Genomic DNA, 20,106 nt, shown 5'->3' with positions numbered 1-20,106 from the left:
CACCAATACCAAGCTATAGTGAAGGTCCCGGGGTCTTTTCGTCCTGCCGCAGGCCGCCGCGCCCGCCAAGTCCGCGGCGCGCGCCCCACGGACCACCCCGGCGCCCCTCTCGAACGCGGCGCCGACCTCCGGCGGGCCGAGACCGGCCGAAACGGCCGACGAGTCGAAGGTGCTACGCGGCGCCGCCGCCGCGGTCGTCAAGAACATGTCCGCCTCGCTGGCGATCCCGACCGCGACGAGCGTGCGGGCCATTCCGGCGAAGCTGATGATCGACAACCGCCTGGTCATCAACAACCATCTCGCCCGCACCAGAGGCGGCAAGATCTCCTTCACCCACCTGCTCGGCTACGCGATCGTGCAGGCGGTCAAGAAGTTCCCGAACATGAACCGGCACTTCGTCGAGGTCGACGGCAAGCCCAACGCGGTCACCCCCGCGCACACCAACCTCGGTCTGGCGATCGACCTGCCCGGCAAGGACGGCAGCCGCTCGCTGGTCGTCGCCGCCATCAAGGGCACCGAGGAGATGACCTTCGCGCAGTTCCACACGGCCTACGAGGACATCGTGCGGCGGGCGCGCGACGGGAAGCTGACCGCCGAGGACTTCTCCGGCGTCACCATCTCGCTGACCAATCCGGGCACCATCGGCACCGTGCACTCGGTGCCGCGCCTGATGAACGGTCAGGGCGCGATCATCGGCGCGGGCGCCATGGAGTACCCGGCCGAGTTCCAGGGCATGAGCGACGAGCGCATCGCCGATCTCGGCGTCGGCAAACTGATGACGCTCACCTCTACCTACGACCACCGCATCATCCAGGGCGCGGAGTCCGGCGACTTCCTGCGCACCATCCACAACCTGCTGATCTCCGACGAGTTCTTCGACGAGATCTTCCACGGCCTCGGCGTGCCCTACGAGCCGGTGCGCTGGCGCAAGGACGTTCGCGAGCGCGGCGTCGACAAGAGCGCGCGCGTGCTGGAGATGATCGCGGCCTACCGCAACCGCGGCCACCTCATGGCCGACACCGACCCGCTGCGGCTGGTCAAGGACAAGTTCCGCAGCCACCCGGATCTCGACGTCACCCAGCACGGGTTGACGCTGTGGGATCTGGACCGGGAATTCAACGTCGCCGGCTTCCACGGCCAGGAGCGCATGAAGCTGCGCGACGTGCTGTCGATCCTGCGCGATGCCTATTGCCGCCACGTGGGTGTCGAGTACACCCACATCCTGGAGACCGAGCAGTTGGAGTGGCTCCAGGAGCGCACCGAGCAGAAGCACGCGAAACCGACCGTCGCGCAGCAGAAGTACATCCTGAACCGGCTCAACGCGGCCGAGGCTTTCGAGACCTTCCTCCAGACCAAGTACGTCGGCCAGAAGCGGTTCTCGCTGGAGGGCGCCGAGGCCGTCATCCCGATGATGGACGCGGTCATCGACCAGTGCGCCGAGCACTCCCTCGACGAGGTCGTCATCGGCATGCCGCACCGCGGTCGCCTGAACGTGCTGGCCAATATCGTCGGCAAGCCCTACTCGAAGATCTTCACCGAGTTCGAGGGCAATATGAACCCGGCGGCCACCCACGGCTCCGGCGACGTGAAGTACCACCTCGGCGCGCAGGGCACCTACTTGCAGATGTTCGGCGACAACGAGATCCAGGTCTCGCTGACCGCCAACCCCTCGCATCTGGAGGCGGTCGACCCGGTGCTCGAGGGTCTGGTGCGCGCCAAGCAGGACCTGCTCGACAAGGGCGACGGTCCCGACGGCTTCTCGGTCATGCCGCTCATGCTGCACGGTGACGCCGCGTTCGCCGGTCAGGGCGTGGTCGCCGAGACGCTGAACCTGTCGGGTCTGCGCGGCTACCGGGTCGGCGGCACCATCCACATCGTGGTGAACAACCAGATCGGCTTCACCACCGCGCCGGAGAACAGCCGCTCCACCGAATACTCCACCGATATCGCGAAATTCATCGGCGCGCCCATCTTCCACGTCAACGGCGACGACCCGGAGGCGTGCGACTGGGTGGCGCGTCTCGCGGTCGACTTCCGGCAGAAGTTCCGCAAGGACGTCGTCATCGATATGATCTGCTACCGCCGTCGCGGCCACAACGAGGGCGACGACCCGTCGATGACCCAGCCGTACATGTACGACGTCATCGACACCAAGCGCTCGGTCCGCAAGGCGTACACCGAGAGCCTGATCGGCCGCGGCGACATCTCGCTGAAAGAGGCCGAGGACGCGCTGCGCGACTACCAGGGCCAGCTGGAGCGGGTGTTCAACGAGGTCAGAGAGCTGGAGAAGTACACGCCGGAGCCGAGCGAGTCGGTCGAGGGCGACCAGACGGTCCCGACCACCGTGCAGACCGCCGTCGACAAGACGGTGTTGCAGCGCATCGGCGACGCCTTCCTGAACGTCCCGGACGGGTTCAACGTGCACCCGCGCGTCAAGCCGGTGCTGGAGAAGCGCCGCGAGATGGCCTACGAGGGCAAGGTCGACTGGGCCTTCGCCGAGCTGCTGGCCTTCGGCACGCTCATCGACGAGGGCACCGCGGTCCGCCTGACCGGTCAGGACTCCCGGCGCGGCACCTTCACCCAGCGGCATTCGGTGATCATCGACCGCAAGACGGCCGAGGAGTACACCCCGCTGCACAACATCGGCTCGGCCAAGCCGGGCTGGTTCGCCGTGCACGACTCGGCGCTGAGCGAATACGCCGCCGTCGGCTTCGAATACGGCTACTCGCTGGGCAATCCCGACGCGCTGGTGCTGTGGGAGGCGCAGTTCGGCGACTTCGTCAACGGCGCGCAGTCCATCATCGACGAGTTCATCTCCTCCGGTGAGGCCAAGTGGGGTCAGCTCTCCGATGTCGTGCTGCTGCTGCCGCACGGTCACGAGGGCCAGGGTCCCGACCACACCTCCGGCCGTATCGAGCGCTTCCTGCAACTGTGCGCGGAGGGTTCGATGACGGTCGCGGTGCCGTCCACGCCGGCGAACTACTTCCACCTGCTGCGCCGCCACGCCCTCGACGGCATCCGCCGTCCGCTGATCGTCTTCACCCCGAAGTCGATGCTGCGCAACAAGGCCGTGGTCTCGGATCTGAAGGACTTCACCGAGTCCAAGTTCCGCTCGGTCTTCGACGAGCCCGCCTACGAACAGGGCATCGGTGATCGCGGCAAGGTCAAGCGCATCCTCATGACCAGCGGCAAGCTGTACTACGAGCTGGCCGCGGAGAAAGCCAAGCACAAGCGCGAGGACGTCGCCATCGTACGTATCGAGCAGCTGTACCCGCTGCCGATCCGCCGCCTCAACGAGGCGCTGGCGGGCTACCCGAACGCCGCGGAGATCTTCTGGGTCCAGGAGGAGCCCGCCAACCAGGGCGCGTGGCCGTTCTTCGGCCTGAACCTGCCGGAATCGCTGCCGCGGCAGCTCGGTCCGCTGCGCCGGATCTCGCGACGCGCCATGTCGGCCCCGTCGTCGGGTTCGTCGAAGGTGCACGCGGTCGAGCAGGCCGAGATCATCGAGGAAGCCTTCCGGCCCACCTCCTGATCCCCACTCGACACGCGAGCCCGCATCCTTCGATGCGGGCTCGCGTCGTTTCCAGGACCATGGCTATTGGATGAGAAGGGGTTGGGGAGAGTGCGGAGCACGCGTTCGCTGTCCGATTCGGTGGCACAGGCGGTCACCGAGGCCATGAGCACGGCATTGCCGCCGCAGGTGCGCGACCGCGATCCGCTCGTCCGCCGTTCCGATCACGCCGACTACCAGTCGAATGTCGCGCTGTCGCTGGCCAAGACGCTGGGGCGGCCGTCGCGCGATATCGGTGGACTCGTCGCCGACGCGCTGGCCGCGGCGAAGGATCCGGTGATCGCCCGCTGCGCGGTGTCGGGACCGGGATTCGTGAACATCACGGTGCCCGACGCGGTCGTGTGGTCGCGTATCGCCGCGCGGCGGGCCGACGCGCGGCTCGGGGTCGGCCTCCCGCTGGCGGGTCGCCGGATCGTGGTCGACTACTCCTCGCCGAATATCGCCAAGCAGATGCACGTCGGGCATCTGCGCACCACCGTGATCGGGGACGCGCTGGCGCGGCTGCTCGCATTCCTCGGCGCGACGGTCATCCGCCAGAATCACCTGGGCGACTGGGGAACCCAGTTCGGCATGCTCATCCAGTACCTCGACGAGCATCCCGAGACCCGCTGGCGCCACGACGATCCCGACACCACGATCACCGAACTCGACACGCTGTACCGCCGGGCGCGGGCGGCCTTCGACGCCGATGCCGACTTCGCCCATCGTGCCAGGGCACGGGTGGTCGCCCTGCAAGGGGGCGACGCGGAGACGGTGCGCGTGTGGCGGGATCTGGTCGAGGAGTCACGGCGGTCCTTCCGCAGCCTCTACGAGCGGCTCGGCGTGCTGCTCGAACCCGGCGACGACGCGGCCGAGTCCGCCTACAACGGCGATCTCGACGCCGTTGTCGAGGATCTGACCCGCGCGGGCATACTCGTGCACAGCGAGGGCGCGCTGTGCGTCTTCGACCCCGAGCAGTCCGGTCCCGAGAGCCGCGCGCCGCTGATCGTGCGCAAGGCCGACGGCGGATACGGCTACGCGGCAACGGATCTGGCGACCATCCGGCACCGGGTCCGCACCCTGCGCGCCGACACCATCCTGTACGTGGTCGACGCACGGCAGGCCAGGCATTTCGACATGGTGTTCGCCACCGCGCGGCGGGCGGGCTGGCTCGACGACTCGGTCCGTACCGTGCACATCTGCTTCGGCACCGTGCTCGGCCCCGACGGCACCCCCTTCAAGACCCGTTCCGGGGCGAACGTGCCGCTGTCGCGACTGCTCGATTCGGCGGTGGCGCGGGCACGGGCGGTGGTGGCCGACAAGGACCCGACCCTCGATGAGGCGGCGTTGGCGGCGGTCGCCGAGGCCGCGGGCATCGGGGCCGTGAAGTACGCGGATCTGTCCGCGTCGCGGGTCAAGGACTATGTCTTCGACCTCGACCGCATGGTGGCATTGCGCGGCGACACCGGCGTCTACCTGCAATACGCGCACGCCCGCATCCACTCGATCCTGCGCAATGCCGCACCGGCCGACCTGCGCGCACCCATCGACACCACACTGCCGCTGTACCGTTCCGAACGCGCGCTGGCACTGCTGCTCGACGATTTCACCCATGTGCTCGCCGACACCGCGCGCGCCTACGAACCGCACCGGTTGGCCGGATACCTGTTCACCCTCGCCCGCACCTACACCGAGTTCTACGAGAACTGCCCGGTGCTGAAGGCACCCGACCCCGCCCTGCGCGCCAACCGACTCGCCCTGTGCGCCCTGACCGGCGACACCCTCGCGCGCGGCCTGAATCTGCTGGGCATCGCGGCACCGCAACGACTCTGAGGATCGGAATCGGAGTCAGCGTGCACGATCTGGTGGCCGCGACCGCACGGGTGAGCGGTCGCGCCATACCCGTGCGGCATCGCGGGGCCGTCGCCGAAGCCCGGCGGATCGGCGGCGACACTGCTTCGGCCGCAAGGGAACTCGGCTGATCGGCGCGGTCTTCGGCCTTCGAATCGTTCGTCACGAAGGCGTGGTCCGCCCGTTCTTGTCGAATGCTCTGTGTTCATCGGTCTTTCGTTCGTGGGTTCACGGCTCCCTCACCGGCGGGTTTCCGGGGATTTTTCCGGTCGATATGACCTGAAGCCTTTGGAGCGGTTAAGGTTTCAGCACTTCTATGTCACGGACCGGCGCGCGATCAGTAGAGCACCGGGATTCAGCGGCGGGGAATGGGTTCGAATGCGGAACCGGCGGAAATCTGCCGAAGTTCCGAGGAGCCCCGCCACAGCGGTTCCTGTTGCCACCCAAACCGATAGTTCGCCTACGAAAGGATCAGCCGTGACCCCCACCGGATCATCCCTGCCCCGCCGCATGCTGGGCCGCCACCTGCGCGAGCTCCGCGAGAGGTCGGGCGTCAGCGCGGAATTCGCCAGGGATGTGATCGGCGTCGGGAAACAGACGCTGTGGCGGATGGAAACCGGCCAGCCCATGCGCTTGAACCCGCTGTTCATCGAGAAACTGTGCGAGGTGTACGGCGCGTCGGAGCATGTCACCCAGACCCTGCTCGAACTGACCAACGAGACCCGCAAAACCGGATGGTGGCACGCGCTCGACGACACCGTCCCGCGCGATTTCTGCCTGTTCGCCGGACTCGAATCCACCGCCAAACGCCTGATCTCCTACCAGCCGACACTGCTGCCCGCACTGTTGCAGACCGACGAATACCGGCGCGCGCTGATCTGGAACGACTACCCGACCATGCCCGGCGCCGAGGTCGAACGGCGCATCAGCGTATTCGGCAGGCGCAAGGTCCGCCTCGACAACGACCCCGCCACATTCTCCGTCGAGGCGGTCATCGACGAATGCGCACTACGCCGCGCCATCGGCGGTCCCTCCGTCATGGCCGACCAACTGATCCACCTCGTCGCGCTCGGTGAACGCAAGAACGTCTCGATCCGCGTGATCCCACTGGAAGTCGAAGCGCACAGCGGACTTCGCGCGGGCCCGTTCGCCATCCTCGAATTCCCCAAGCATCCCACCCCCCACCTGTCCGACCCACCGATCGTGCACATCCAGGGCCTCACCGGCGACCTGTACCTCGAGAAGACCGAGGAGATCCGCCAATACCGTCAGGCATACGCCGACATCGAGCGCTCGGTACTGGACGAGAGCCAAAGCCGCGCCCTCCTCCAGCGCCTCGCGAGGCAATACGGCGCGTGACCCCCGCCCCGGCCGACTCCCCATAGATCCCGACCCGGTTCCGGGATCGAACGCCGAATGGGTTGCACCTGGATACGACCCACCGGTAGCGTCTGGTGGGTCGGCCAGGGGGTGGAGATGCCGGTCCGCTCCCGATTGGCGAGTACGCACACCGGCGGCAGGGGCGACGATGAGATCGACTTCATGGGGGCCCGCCGTTTTCGCCCTCGGCGCGGTGATCGTTCTCGCGGGGTGTGATTCGAGTACGGGAGATGGCGCGACACCGACGTCGGCCGCGACGAGTATCGCCGCCGACGTGCCCGCAGGCTTCGCTCCCTGTACGGATGTCCCGCAAAGCGCGCTGGATTCGGAGAAGCTGCGCCAGCGGATCGATGACGATTCCAACGCCTCCGGTGGGATCAAATGGCGCGGCTGCATGTGGGCGAAGCCCGACGGCTATGCCGTCAGCATTCGAACCACCAACATCACCATTGGCATGGTCAAGGCCAAAGGTTTTCCCGATACCACCGAATACATCATCGGTGGCCGACGGGCCGTTACGTCGCGACAACTGCAAGACCATCCCGAACGTCGATGCACTCTCGACGTGGAAATGAAGGGTGGCAGTCTCGAGTTCGCGCTGAGTAATGAACCCGACAACAAGGCGACCGGGCACCTCGACTCGTGTGATCTCGTCCGGCAGCTGGCAGAAAAGGTCGTGCCCGCGATTCCGGCCAACGCATAGTCCGGCGATCGGCGAGGGATACCGGGGAGGGATCGAATAATGGGTGATGACCAATCAGTTCAGCCACGGCCGATGGCGAATATGATCACTGCCGCCAGCGAGGGCCAGATCTCGGTCAGCATGACACCGGAGGACTTCGTCTATCTCGACCGCGACTGCGAGTACTTCAAAACTGCTATTCGGCAGATCCAGGGCTTGGCGGACCAGGTGTCGGAGCAGAGCGCCTGGGGACTCGGCGAGGCGAATGATGCTATGACCTCCGCCCGCACTGTCGTCGGACGGTTCAAGGTGAAGGCCAGCGGAGCACTCGACGGCAACACCGTGCACGAGATCATGCAGCAGCACTACCGAATCGTCGAAGACATTCAGGAAGTTCACCGCATAATCCGTGATCGAATGATTCAGGCGGACAGTGAATTCGCCGCCGAGTTCACACGCTTGAACACCGAGTTGCCTGAACGCCCTCCGGTCGCACCGAAGACCGGCCCGTATCTTCTCCCCGACGGAACCACCCGATGACCGAATACGAGAAGCAGACCATCCCGAACGGCGGGGAGAATCCTAAGAGCTGGAATCATCCCGATATCAACGACGCCTTCTCACCGTTGCATGTGGCCGATGCCGTAGAGCAGGCGAACAAGTATTGGAAGATGTCCACGGTATGGGAGCAAGGAGTGGAGACCTTCGCTCGCTCCATTCAGAATTCGATCTCCCAAGCTTGGACCGGGGTGGCGGCGGAGGCTTCGAAAGCGGCTATTCAAGAGTATGTCGACAAGCAAGCCCGTCCGCTGACATCGGGATTGACGGAGTTGTATTGTCGCGTCAGCGAAGCGGCGACGGCCATCACCAATACGAAGAACGCACTGCCAGATCCGGTGGTGGTGACATGGACGTCGTGGGCGTGGCCGCCACACCGCTGGGATCTGAACCGAGAGCAAGCCGCGAGAGAAGAAGAAGCTCAGACGGTGATGGCTGAACACTATGTCACACCGTTCGGCGAGATAGATGCGAAAATTCCGGTGCTCCAAGTGCCCGTGAGCCCAACACATTCGGTCGACATCCCCACCCCGACGATCGACGGCCCCGGTAACTCCCCGAACGGCTCCGGTACACCGGGTGGTTCACCGAGCGGCGGAACCCCGAACCCCGGTGATTCCGGGACCGGCGGACCGAACAACCCGGAGACCCCGTCTTCCGAACAGCGCACGACGCCGACCGACACCGATTCGACCGGGTCGGGTACCCAGACCACCCCTTCCGGTTCGAACTCCGACGCCAATTCCTCGAACACGTCGAATACACCGTCGTCCGACTCGGCCAAGACCACGCCGAGTGCGGCGGCCAATGCCCCCGGCACGGGTGCGGGTGTACCGGGCTCCGCGGGCCGCGGTTCGGGCGGATCGGGTGTGGGCGCGGGTGGCGGGTCCGGTGCGGGCCGATCCGGCAACGGCTCGAATCAGGGTCAGGGGCGAAGCGTCTCGAACCCGATCGGCTCCGGCGCGGGCGCCTCGGGTACGTCGTCGGCGGCGGCGGCGTCCGCCACCCGCGCGGCCTCGGGCATGTCCGGCATGCCCGGTATGGCGGGCCGGGGCAACGGCAAGGACGACGACTCGACCCACGGCGTACCGGATTACCTGATCACCCAGGAGAATACCGATGAACTGCTCGGCGAGATCCCCCCGACGATCGCGGGCGGCGTCATCGGCGGCGACCCGGAACAGCCGTAGCCGATGACGGAATGGCTTTGGGAGCCGGATGATTTCGCGGCATTGTGGTACGGCGACGCCCACGACCGGTTCCCCGGCCCGCTGCGCTACACCAGCCGTTTCGCCTACCGTGACGAATTCCGCGCCCACCGAGCCGCGGTGCGAGCGCGTTACGACGCCGACGAACTCGAGGAGATTCGGCTCGCGTTGCACACCCTCGGCACCAGCGAGGTCCGTATCGAGATACTGGGCGGCACCTGTCGACACAAGCGCAGCACCGGCCGCGAGGATCTGCGCGAATATCGGATCATCGGCGCGCGGAACACTTTTCACGCGGTGACCCTCATGCAGTCCGGCACCGAACACGATCACGGACCCATCCGGGTCCGGCTGTCGAGGCCCGAACACCTGCCCGCCCGCGTGGCCGCCGACATCCCGCCGTGCGCGCCGGGTTCCGCCGCCCCCGAGATCTTCCACCCCGCCGACCTCGACCCGCCCCGCGACCGCTACCTGCGCGACAACGCCCGCAATACCCCGCGCGAACGGTATCGCCGCCTGCTCGGCGGCCCCGCCGACGGCGGCGGCACGGCCGTGCTGCTCACCGGCCCCACCCACAACGCGTCGGCCCCGGTCGAGGTGGCCCAGTGGCACGACATCACCGACGACGGCCGCTACACCGAACTCCGCACCACCCACATCGCGGTCCGTCCGACCACCTTCGCCGAGCTGAGCGCGCTGTTCACCGGCTGGCTCGACCGCGCTTGGCAACGCCTGTCGGAAGCCGACGCCGGAACCTGGTAGCCGTACGCGGATTCCGGTTACGACGGAACTCCGCACGGCCACATCGAGTCCGGTCAGCCGATGCCCGCTTGGAGGCCGCTGAGCGCGTCGGCCAGCGCGGGGTCGAGGGTGCGGGCCAGCGCTACCAGGGATTCGACCAGTAGGTCCACCAGGTCTTCGCGCGGAATGGGTTCGTCGCGCAACCAGGTGAGGGTGGTCTCCTCGACGAAGGCGATCCAGCCGCGCATGCCGAGCAGCAGGCGGGGGCGGCGGCGGTCGTCTATGGGAGCGGGGGCCTCGGCGAGGACGATGCCGATGATGGCGTCGCGGGTGCTGTCGACCAAGGGCAGCAGATCGGGGCTGCTGCTCGCCGGGCCGCGCAGCAGTGCCAGGTACGAGGTGCGATTCTCGCAGACGTAGTCGACGTATCGGCCGATGGAATCGCGCAGCATGTCGAGGACGGCGAGGCTGCGATCGGGGGTGACGCGGTCGAGCAGTTCGGCGTTCGCGTGGCCGACCACGGCCCGCTGGAAGTCCTGTTTGGTCGGGAAGTAGTGGAACAGCAGTCCGCGCGAGATACCGGCCTGTTCGGCGATCTCGGTAATGGATATGTCCTCGATCGCGCGTTCGCCCAGCATCTTCACCCCGAGGGTGATCAGTTGCAGACGCCGCTCGTCCGGACTGAGCCGCACGCGCTTGGGGTCTCCTTGATCCTTGGCCACCCGGCCATCCTACTGAACGTCATTCAATAACTGTTGACTGCCACTCAATAAGACCGTAGGCTGGATTACATGAGTCGCAAGGTTACAGACAAAGCCGTCGCCGACCGGCCCCCGCGCCATGCCAAGACGATCATCATCGGCAGCGGATTCGCGGGACTCGGCCTGGCCATTCGCCTCGATCAACAGGGCCGCGACGACTACCTGGTACTCGAACGCGGCAGCGACGTCGGCGGCACCTGGCGCGACAACACCTATCCGGGCGCCGCCTGCGATGTGCCCTCGCACCTGTACTCGTACTCCTTCGCGCTCAACCCGAACTGGTCGCGCTCGTTCTCCCGCCAGGGTGAGATCCAGGGCTACATCCGCGAAGTCGCCGAACGCTACAACGTGCTCGACCGGCACATCTTCGACTGCGACGTCACCGCCGCCCGCTGGAACGCCGAGACCGCGCGGTGGGAGATCACCTCGAGCAAGGGCGATTTCACCGCCGACACGCTCGTCTCCGCGGTCGGCGCGCTGTGCGAGCCCGCACTGCCGGATATCAAGGGCATCAATGGTTTCGAAGGCGAGATCTTCCACTCCGCGCGCTGGAACCACGACGCCGACCTCACCGGCAAGCGCGTCGCCGTGATCGGCACCGGCGCCTCGGCCATCCAGATCGTGCCCGCCATCGCGCCGAAGGTCGCCCATCTCGACGTCTACCAGCGCACCGCGCCCTGGCTGCTGCCCCGCCTTGACCGGCCCTACACGCTGCCCGAGCGGCTCGCCTTCCGCCACGTGCCCGGTCTCCAGCGCCTTTCCCGCGCGGCCATCTACGCCGCCCGCGAGACCCAGGTGGTCGGCCTGGCCAAGGCGCCCGCGCTCATGCTGGGATTCGAACTACTCGCGAAGGCCAAGTTGCAGTGGGAGATCCGTGATCCGCGACTGCGCGCCAAGGTCACCCCGAACTTCCGCATCGGCTGCAAGCGCATGCTGATCTCCAACGACTACTACCCGGCGCTGAGCCGTCCGAACGTCGAGGTCGTCACCGACGGCATCGCGGAGGTGCGCGCGAATTCGATCGTCACCAAGGACGGCACCGAACGCGAGATCGACGCGCTGATCGTGGCCACGGGCTTCCACGTCACCGATTCGCCGACCTACAACACCATCACCGGCAAGGACGGCCGCACGCTGAGCGAGGTATTCGACGACATCGGCCAGCAGGGTTACAAGGGTTCGGCGATCGCGAACTTCCCCAATATGTTCTTCCTGCTCGGCCCGAATGTCGGCCTCGGCCACACCTCGATGGTGTTCATGATCGAATCGCAGATCAACTACATCGCAGACGCTTTGGCCACCGTCGACCGACTCGGCCTGCGTACGGTCGAGGTGCGCAGGGACGCGCAGGACGCCTACAACGGGGAACTGCGGACGAAGCTGGCCAAGAGCGTCTGGAACACCGGCGGGTGCGCCAGTTGGTATCTGGACAAGCACGGCAACAACACGACGTTGTGGCCCGACTTCACCTTCGAATTCCGAAGGCTGACGAGGAAATTCGACGTGGCCGCGTACGAGACGACGACGGCCGCGTCCCCGATCGACCGGAAAGTGGTGGCGGCACCGTGAGCGACAACGCTTACTTCCAGGGCAAAGTCTGTGTGATCACGGGCGCGGGGTCCGGCATCGGCCGGGCGCTGGCGGAGAATCTCGCCAGGCGCGGCGCCAAATTGGCGCTGTCCGACATCGACACCGACGGACTCGCCGAGACCGTGCGCCGCTGCGAGCAACTCGGCGCCGAAGTGAAATCCGATCGGCTGAACGTGGCCGAACGCGAGGCCGTGCTGCTCTACGCCGACGCGGTGAAGGCGCATTTCGGTATCGTGCACCAGATATACAACAACGCGGGCATCGCCTACCACGGCGACGTGATCAAGTCCGAGTTCAAGGACATCGAGCGGATCATGGACGTGGACTTCTGGGGCGTGGTCAACGGCACGAAGGCATTCCTACCCCTGTTGATGGAATCGGGCGCGGGTCACGTCGTGAACGTGTCGAGTCTGTTCGGCCTCATCGCCGTGCCCGGCCAGAGTGCCTACAACTCCGCGAAATTCGCGGTGCGCGGCTTCACCGAGGCGCTGCGCCAGGAGATGCTGGTCGGCAAGCATCCGGTCAAGGTGACCTGTGTGCACCCGGGCGGTATCAAGACCGCCGTCGCGCGCAACGCCACCTACGCCGAGGGAATCGACGCCGAGTCGGCCGCCTCGATGTTCGACGCCAAACTGGCCATCCACACCCCCGAGATGGCCGCGCAGACTATCACCGAGGGTGTGCGCAAGGGCCAGGGCCGGGTGCTGATCGGCTGGGAGGCAAAGCTTCTCGACGCCTTCGTGCGCATCACCGCCTCGGGCTACCAGCGCATCGCGTCCATCGTCAACCGACCCTTCCTGCCGTAGTCCATGCGCGAGTTCGACATTCCCCTGCCGCTGGCCCGAGCCGCGCTGGGGCCTGCCTTCCGTGTGATGCTGCACGCCCGGCTGCCGTTTCGCACGCAGCGGGCGCTGATGGACGCCATGTCCCGGGCCCAGCCGATGCCATCGGGCACGACCGTACACCCGCTGCGGCTGGCCGGCCGTCCCGCCGAACGCCTGACCGGGCCGGTGAACGGGCAGCCGGACCGGTCACCGTCGGACACCGCCGCCGTGCTCTATCTGCACGGCGGCGGGTACGCCGTCGGGTCGATGGCCACCCACCGCTCGCTGGCGGCCACCCTCGCGCACGTCACCGGCTGCGCGGTGTACCTGCTCGACTACCGTCTCGCGCCGGAACATCCCTTCCCGGCCGCACTGGACGACGCCGAATCCGCCTTCCTCGCCCTCGTCCGCGAGTTGGGCTACCGTCCCGACCGCATCGCCATCGCGGGCGACTCCGCGGGCGGCGGTCTGTCGCTGGCCACCGCGCAGCGGCTCGTCGCCGAGCACGGACACACGCCCGCCGCGCTCGGGTTGATCGCGCCGTGGACCGATCCGAACGCCGTGCCGACTCGGCAGCGCGATCTGGTGATCAACACGCTGTGGTCGCGCGCCTGCGCCGCGGCCTACCTCGGCGACGGCGACCGCGACCACCCGGGCTACGCCCCGTTGCGCGGCGTACTGCACGGCCTTCCGCCCGTCTACGTCCATGCCGATGTCGGCGAACTGCTGCACGAACAGTGCGTGGAGCTGGTCGCGGCACTGCGCGCCGCGGGCGTGCGGGTGCGGTTCAGCGAGACGCGCGGACTCTGGCACGTCGCCCAATTGCAGGCCGGGCTGATCGGCCCGGCGGCGGCCGAGCTGCGGGATATGGCAGGCTTCCTGCGCGAAGCGGTGCTGCCGGCATCAACCCGGGACCTAGGATGAGTACCAGGCAGTCTCCACCGGCGGGCCGCCCCGCCCCAGAACCGGGATTCGGACAATTTTCCGGTGGTCGACGAGACGGCGCGTGCTGACGTGTCGTAAATTACTGGCGAGTAAACCACGTGGAAGGGCAGTGATGCGCGAGTTCGAAGTTCCGGCTTCCTACACCATCCCGGAAGACGCGAACAATTCCGACAACGTCTTCAAGCACGCCGAACAGTCGCCGAACGCGGTGATGTTCAACCTGGCGGACGGGGACGGTTGGAAGAACGTCACGGCCGCGGAGTTCGCGAAGACCGTGACCGGTGTGGCCAAGGGCCTGGTCGCGGCCGGCATCGAACTCGGCGACCGCGTCGCCATCATGGCCCCGACCCGCTACGAATGGGTCGTGCTCGACTTCGCCATCTGGGCGGCGGGGGGCTGCACCGTGGCCATCTACGACAGCTCCGCGGCCGAGCAGGCCAAGTGGATCCTCCAGGACTCGGCGACCAAGCTGCTCGTCCTCGACAACGACAAGCACCGCGCCACCATCGACGAGATCGAGGCGGGCGCGCTGCCGGATCTCGCCGAGACCCTCCAGATCGACAAGGGCGCGATCGAGACCCTGATCGGGCGCGGCGCCGAACTGGACGACAGCGTGGTGTACGAGCGCCGCGCACAGGTCGTCGCCAAGTCGCCCGCGACCCTCATCTACACCTCGGGCACCACCGGCCGCCCCAAGGGCGTGATGCTCACGCACGCCAACCTCTACGCCGAATCCCGCTCGGACCGCATCGCCCTCGGCGATTACGTGGCCGAGGGCAAGAAGACGCTGATGTTCCTGCCGCTGGCGCACGTCTTCGCCCGCGCGGTCACCCTGGCCGCCTTCGACGCCAAGGTCATCGTGGCCTTCAGTTCGGACTGGAGCACCCTGGTCGACCAGTTCGGCAGCTACCGGCCGCACTTCATTCTCGCCGTGCCGCGCGTATTCGAGAAGGTGTTCAACAGCGCCAAGCAGAAGGCACACGACGGCGGCAAGGGCAAGATCTTCGACGCCGCCGCGGCCACCGCGATCGCGTGGAGCGAATCGCTCGACAACGGCGGTCCCGGCCTGGTGCTCAAGCTCAAGCACGGCCTGTTCGACAAGCTGGTCTACAGCAAGCTCCGGGTCGCCCTCGGCGGTCAGTGCGAGGCGGCGGTCTCCGGCGGCGGTCCGCTCGGCGCGCGGCTCGGCCACTTCTTCCGCGGCGTCGGCGTCACCATCTACGAGGGCTACGGCCTGACCGAATCCACCGCCGCCGTCACCGTGAACACCCCGGAGCACCTGCGGGTCGGCTCGGTCGGGCGCCCGATCGAGGGCCACGCGGTCAAGATCGCCGAGGACGGCGAGCTGCTGCTGCACGGATCGGTCATCTTCAACGGCTACTGGGGCAATGCCGAGGCGACCGAGGACGCCTTCGCCGACGGCTGGTTCAAGACCGGCGATCTCGGCGCCATCGACGCCGACGGCTTCGTCACCATCACCGGCCGCAAGAAGGAGATCATCGTCACCGCGGGCGGCAAGAACGTCTCCCCCGCGCTGCTCGAGGACTCGCTGCGGGCGCATCCGCTGATCAGCCAGGTCATGGTGGTCGGCGACGGGCAGCCCTTCGTCGGCGCGCTCATCACCCTCGACCCGGAGGCGCTGCCGGGCTGGAAGGAGCGCAACGGTCTGCCCGCCGACACCCCGATCGAGACCCTGATCGGGAACAAGCATCTCGTCGCCGAGATCGACGCCGCCGTGGCGGAGACCAACAAGAAGGTCTCCCATGCCGAGGCCATCAAGAAGATCCGCATCCTGCCCGTCGACTGGACCCAGGAGACCGGCGAATTGACCCCGAAGATGTCACTCAAGCGCGCGGTGGTCATGAAGCAGTACGCCGCCGAGGTGGAGAAGATCTACAGCTGATCGCGAAATCGAAGGCGCCGCCGGTGGATTCGTCCCCGTCGGCGCCTTCGCCGTCTCCGGTGGCGATGTCAGGGAATCGTCACCGTTACCCGGGCCCGCGCCGCAGTACGCTCGGCTCATGGCTGAACAGCGGTTTCGGGTGGCGGCGGGCATCGTCTCGGCCGGGCTCGCGCTCGGGGTCGCGGAGGTCGTGGCGGTGTTCACCGGCTCCGAGACCACACCCATGCAGGTGCTCGGCTCGATGGCGGTCGACCACACCCCGGACGGGGTGCGCGAATGGGCGATCCGCACCTTCGGCACCTCCGACAAGTCCGTGCTCTACGTGTGCGCCGGGGTGGTCGCGGTGCTGTCCGCGGCCGTCGCGGGGGCGATCGAACGCACGTCGCGCCCGGCCGGTTCGATCCTGTTGGCGATATTCGGCGCCGTGACATCGGTGATCGCGCTCGGCCGGTACGGGGTATCGGGCGCGCTGCCGACATTGCTCGGGGTCGCGGCGGGCGTCTACGTGCTGCGGCTGCTCACGCGCCGCATCGATGCCGCCGTCGCGGCTTCGACGGGCGCGCCGGGGCCGGATTCGAGCGCTTCGCAGGTCACCTCGGCACGGCCGGACGCCACCCCCGCACCCGACGCGCCCGCACGTCCGCAGCGGCGGGAGGTCCTGCGCGGACTGGCGCTCACCGGCGGACTCGCCGTACTCACCGGCGTCGGCGGCAGCCTCGTCGGCGCGCGGCGGGCCGACGTCTCGGGCGAACGGGCCGCCGTGCGGCTGCCCGCGCCCGGCGGTCCACCGGTCGCGCTCGCCCCCGAGGCGGACCTTCGTATCCCCGGACTCACCCCGTACCTCACGCCCTCCGAGGACTTCTACCGCATCGACACCGCGCTCATCGTGCCGCAGGTGTCCATCGAGGACTGGTCGCTGCGCATCCACGGCATGGTCGATCGCGAAATAGTGTTGCGCTGGGAGGATCTCGCCGCGCGGCAGGCGGTGGAGAAGCTGATGACCCTGACCTGCGTCTCGAATCCGGTGGGCGGCGACCTCATCGGCAACGCGCTGTGGCGCGGCTACCGCCTCGATGAACTGCTCGCCGAGGCGGGCCCGCATGCCGACGCCGACATGGTGCTGTCAACCAGCAAGGACGGCTGGACCGCAGGCAGTCCGCTGGCGGCGCTCACCGACGGCCGCGACGCCCTGCTCGCCATCGGTATGAACGGTGAACCGCTGCCGGTCTCGCACGGATATCCGGCGCGTTTGGTCGTACCCGGACTCTACGGCTACGTCTCGGCCACCAAATGGGTTACCGAGATGGAGGTCACGCGATTCGACCGGGCCACGGCCTACTGGACGCGGCGCGGCTGGTCGGCGCAGGGGCCGATCAAGACCGGAACCCGCATCGACACGCCGCGGGCGCGCGGCCGGGTCTCGTCCGGCAAGACCGCGGTCGCGGGTGTGGCCTGGGCGCAGCATGTGGGAATCGCCGCGGTGGAGGTGCAGGTCGACGACGGTCCGTGGCAGCAGGCGCGGCTGTCGGCCGAGCAGTCGGTGGACACGTGGCGGCAGTGGGTCTACGAGTGGAACGCGACACCGGGCGCGCACACGATCCGCGCCAGGGCCACCGATGGCGCGGGCCGGGTCCAGACCTCGGCGTACCGCGATGTGGTTCCCGACGGCGCGACCGGTTATCCGTCGGTCACCGTGCAGGTCGCCTGAACGCGCGCGTGCGCCCCGCGACGATTCGCGGGGCGCACGACGGTCGAGACGATCAGGCCGCGACGGTGTCGGCCTCGGCCCGCTGCCCCGCGGCCGGATCCTCACCCGGCTCGGCAAAGCGGATGAACAGCGCCGAGGCGACCACGCCGATCAGCAGGATGCCCGCGGGCAGCAGCATGGACTGGGCAAGCGCGGTGCTGAACGAGTCCTTGACGAACTCCGGTATCGGACCGCGCCCGCCCGCCTCGCCGAAACCGCCGCCGGGCAGGCCGTTCGCGCTCATCCGCGCCGCGATCAGTGCGCTGATCGCCGCGCTGCCGAGCACCGAACCCACCTGGCGGGTGGTGTTGTAGATTCCGGCGCCCGCGCCCGCCTGCTGCACCGGCAGGTTGTGGGTCGCGGTCGAGGCCAGCGGCGCCCAGATGCAGGAGTTCGCCAAACCCGCGACGGCGCCCGCGATCAGGAACCAGGCGATCGAGGAGTCCGGCTTCATCACCGCGGAGAACCAGAACACCGAAGCGGCGAACAGGGTGAAGCCCACCGTCGGCACCAGCCGCGGATGCAGCCGGTCGGAGAATTTGCCGACGAACGGGGCGAAGAGCCCGGTCACGATGGCCATCGGCGCGAAGACCAGCGCCGACCTGGTGGGCGACATCTCCCGCACCGCTTGGAGATAGAAGTAGACGGGCACCATGAGCGAGGTGACCGCGGCGCCCATGGCCGCGATGGCGAGATTCGACATCGAGAAGTTGCGGTCGCCGAACAGACCCAGGGGCACCAGCGGCTCACCGGTATTGCGGCTCTGGTTCCAAACGAAGATCGCCAATACCACCAGGCCCGCGGCGATCATCAGCCAGATGCGCGCCGACCAGTCGTAGGTATTGCCCTCCTGAATGCCGAAGACCAGCAGGAACAAGCCGACGCCGCTGAGCACGACGCCCACGATGTCGAACTTGTGCTCGTGGGTCGGCAGCGAGGGCACCAGCCACATCGCCAGTCCGAAGGCCACGATGCCGACCGGGATGTTGACGAAGAAGATCCACTGCCAGCCGAGTCCGTCGACCAGGACACCGCCCAGGATCGGGCCGATCAGTGTGGCCAGACCGGCGACGCCGCCCCACAGGCCCATCGCCGCGCCGCGCTTGTCCGGCGGGAACGTGCGGGTGATGACCGCCATGGTCTGCGGTGTCATCAGCGCCGCGCCGAGGCCCTGCACGGCGCGCGCCGCGATGAGCGTCTCGATGCTGCCGGACAGCCCGCACCACAGCGAGGCGAGGGTGAACACGGCAAGGCCGCCGAGGTAGATGTTCTTGGGTCCGAACCGATCACCGAGCCTGCCGGTGACCAGCAGCGGCACCGCGTAGGTCAGCAGGTAGGCGCTGGTGACCCAGATGACATTGGAGATATCGGCTCGCAGATCCTCCATGATCGCCGGATTGGCGACGGCGACGATCGTCATGTCCAGCAGGATCATGAAGAAGCCGACGACCAGCGCTATGAGCGCGGGCCACGGATTGCGTTGGGTGGGCATTGATTTCGTTCCTAACTCGGAAACTCCGCGTTCGAGGCCGGCGGATTTCGAGGTTCCGCCGACCGGTCGGGGACGAGGGGGTCATCGTGCCGACAGGTCACGATGCGCCGCGGTTCGCCGCGGGGCGGGCGGGCGATCGGCGAGTTCGCCTTCGGCCCAAGGATGTTCCGGCCCGGCGACCCTGACGCCGGTGACGGGATCGAACTCCTCCCATTCGATCTCGCCGCTCTCCAGTTCGGCCAGGAAACCCTTGATCCAGGTCACTTCGGAACCGATCGTCGCGCGCAGATACGGGACCACGGCCCAGTAGCGGCGCGGCACCATATGGGTGCTCGCCCATTCGGCCATCCGGCCGAGATCGTCGATATCGGCTTCCAGGCAGCGCAGCCGTTCCCGCAGCAGGGCGAGTACCTCGTCGCGGGGCAGATTGTGCGCCTCGGCCAGCGCCAGCGGAAACATCGGGTATTCGGCGTGCGGGAATCGCAGGGCGTCGGCGACCCTGGCCCGCAAGGTCTGGTGTCCACGTTCGGTGATGCGATAGATGGTGCGCTCGGGCCGGTTGCCCGCGCGGTCCACCCCATCGGCGCGCACCAGTTCCTGATCGGCCAACCGCGCCACCGTGTGGTAGAGCGACCCCGGCCTGACCTTGACCAGCAGGTCCTCACCTCGGCTGATCAGCAATTGGTACATCTCGTAGGGGTGCATGGGCCGCTCGGCGAGTAGCGCCAGCACGGCCACCGCGAGCGCGGTCACCTGCGGACGTCCCCGCTGCCCCATGTCGACACCTCTCGATCGTCGGTCGCACGCTCACGCGCACGCACGCCGCGCCCGTACCCAGCGGGTCCCGGTTCGGCCTATTCCAACAGAAATACTC

General features: G+C 67.5%; 15 protein-coding genes and 1 pseudogene. 13 read left to right on the top strand and 3 right to left on the bottom strand.

What is annotated here, in order from left to right:
* Positions 1-49: 49 nt before the first annotated feature.
* From APZ21_RS28645 to APZ21_RS28615, 8 genes and pseudogenes are all read left to right on the top strand, one after another.
* Positions 50-3,532: pseudogene (locus APZ21_RS28645) on the top strand (multifunctional oxoglutarate decarboxylase/oxoglutarate dehydrogenase thiamine pyrophosphate-binding subunit/dihydrolipoyllysine-residue succinyltransferase subunit); the annotation flags it as partial.
* Positions 3,533-3,622: 90 nt separating this feature from the next.
* On the top strand, positions 3,623-5,383 hold the full coding sequence (gene argS / locus APZ21_RS28640) for an arginine--tRNA ligase (protein ID WP_082393528.1): 1,761 nt from the start codon (positions 3,623-3,625) through the stop codon (positions 5,381-5,383).
* A 20-nt stretch (positions 5,384-5,403) separates the two neighbouring features.
* The gene (locus APZ21_RS36090) at positions 5,404-5,532 is read left to right on the top strand and encodes a hypothetical protein (RefSeq protein WP_275426232.1); all 129 of its coding nucleotides are present in this window, start codon (positions 5,404-5,406) and stop codon (positions 5,530-5,532) included.
* Between the two features lie 346 nt (positions 5,533-5,878).
* Entirely contained in the window at positions 5,879-6,760 is an 882-nt protein-coding gene (locus APZ21_RS28635; protein WP_054816384.1) for a helix-turn-helix domain-containing protein, read from the top strand.
* A gap of 214 nt (positions 6,761-6,974) precedes the next feature.
* The gene (locus tag APZ21_RS28630; protein WP_239476868.1) at positions 6,975-7,484 is read left to right on the top strand and encodes a DUF3558 domain-containing protein; all 510 of its coding nucleotides are present in this window, start codon (positions 6,975-6,977) and stop codon (positions 7,482-7,484) included.
* Positions 7,485-7,523: 39 nt separating this feature from the next.
* Positions 7,524-8,003: a hypothetical protein gene (locus APZ21_RS28625; RefSeq protein WP_239476866.1), complete on the top strand. Its 480-nt coding sequence runs from the start codon at positions 7,524-7,526 to the stop codon at positions 8,001-8,003.
* A complete protein-coding gene (locus tag APZ21_RS28620; RefSeq protein WP_054816382.1) occupies positions 8,000-9,211 on the top strand; it encodes a hypothetical protein in 1,212 nt (403 codons plus the stop codon). The genes APZ21_RS28625 and APZ21_RS28620 overlap by 4 nt, the downstream gene beginning before the upstream one ends.
* A 3-nt stretch (positions 9,212-9,214) precedes the next feature.
* A complete protein-coding gene (locus tag APZ21_RS28615) occupies positions 9,215-9,991 on the top strand; it encodes an ESX secretion-associated protein EspG (RefSeq protein ID WP_054816381.1) in 777 nt (258 codons plus the stop codon).
* Between the two features lie 53 nt (positions 9,992-10,044).
* Here APZ21_RS28615 and APZ21_RS28610 read toward each other — a convergent pair whose 3' ends face one another.
* Positions 10,045-10,692, bottom strand: a complete 648-nt coding sequence (locus APZ21_RS28610) for a TetR/AcrR family transcriptional regulator (RefSeq protein WP_054816380.1) — start codon at positions 10,690-10,692, stop codon at positions 10,045-10,047.
* Positions 10,693-10,761: 69 nt separating this feature from the next.
* On the opposite strand from APZ21_RS28610, the gene APZ21_RS28605 reads away from it, so the two are divergent.
* The 5 genes from APZ21_RS28605 (at position 10,762) to APZ21_RS28585 (ending at position 17,701) form a co-directional block, all read left to right on the top strand.
* The gene (locus APZ21_RS28605) at positions 10,762-12,300 is read left to right on the top strand and encodes a flavin-containing monooxygenase (RefSeq protein WP_054816379.1); all 1,539 of its coding nucleotides are present in this window, start codon (positions 10,762-10,764) and stop codon (positions 12,298-12,300) included.
* Positions 12,297-13,127, top strand: coding sequence for an SDR family NAD(P)-dependent oxidoreductase (locus APZ21_RS28600; RefSeq protein WP_054816378.1), 831 nt, complete (start codon positions 12,297-12,299; stop codon positions 13,125-13,127). Before APZ21_RS28605 ends, APZ21_RS28600 begins: the two co-directional genes overlap by 4 nt.
* A 3-nt stretch (positions 13,128-13,130) precedes the next feature.
* Complete coding sequence (locus APZ21_RS28595) at positions 13,131-14,069, top strand: alpha/beta hydrolase (RefSeq protein ID WP_054816377.1); 939 nt, start codon at positions 13,131-13,133, stop codon at positions 14,067-14,069.
* A 133-nt stretch (positions 14,070-14,202) separates the two neighbouring features.
* The gene (locus tag APZ21_RS28590; RefSeq protein ID WP_054816401.1) at positions 14,203-15,993 is read left to right on the top strand and encodes an AMP-dependent synthetase/ligase; all 1,791 of its coding nucleotides are present in this window, start codon (positions 14,203-14,205) and stop codon (positions 15,991-15,993) included.
* Between the two features lie 118 nt (positions 15,994-16,111).
* Complete coding sequence (locus APZ21_RS28585; protein ID WP_054816376.1) at positions 16,112-17,701, top strand: molybdopterin-dependent oxidoreductase; 1,590 nt, start codon at positions 16,112-16,114, stop codon at positions 17,699-17,701.
* Positions 17,702-17,753: 52 nt separating this feature from the next.
* On the opposite strand, the gene APZ21_RS28580 is transcribed toward APZ21_RS28585, so the two are convergent.
* The gene (locus APZ21_RS28580) at positions 17,754-19,232 is read right to left on the bottom strand and encodes a DHA2 family efflux MFS transporter permease subunit (RefSeq protein WP_054816375.1); all 1,479 of its coding nucleotides are present in this window, start codon (positions 19,230-19,232) and stop codon (positions 17,754-17,756) included.
* 81 nt (positions 19,233-19,313) lie between these two features.
* The gene (locus tag APZ21_RS28575; protein WP_054816374.1) at positions 19,314-20,009 is read right to left on the bottom strand and encodes a PadR family transcriptional regulator; all 696 of its coding nucleotides are present in this window, start codon (positions 20,007-20,009) and stop codon (positions 19,314-19,316) included.
* Positions 20,010-20,106 lie beyond the last annotated feature (97 nt).

The organism is Nocardia arizonensis, assembly GCF_001310275.1.
GTDB classification, from domain to species: Bacteria; Actinomycetota; Actinomycetes; order Mycobacteriales; family Mycobacteriaceae; genus Nocardia; species Nocardia arizonensis.
Note: the sequence above shows the minus strand (reverse complement) of the source record. Positions and strands in the feature narration are given on the sequence as shown.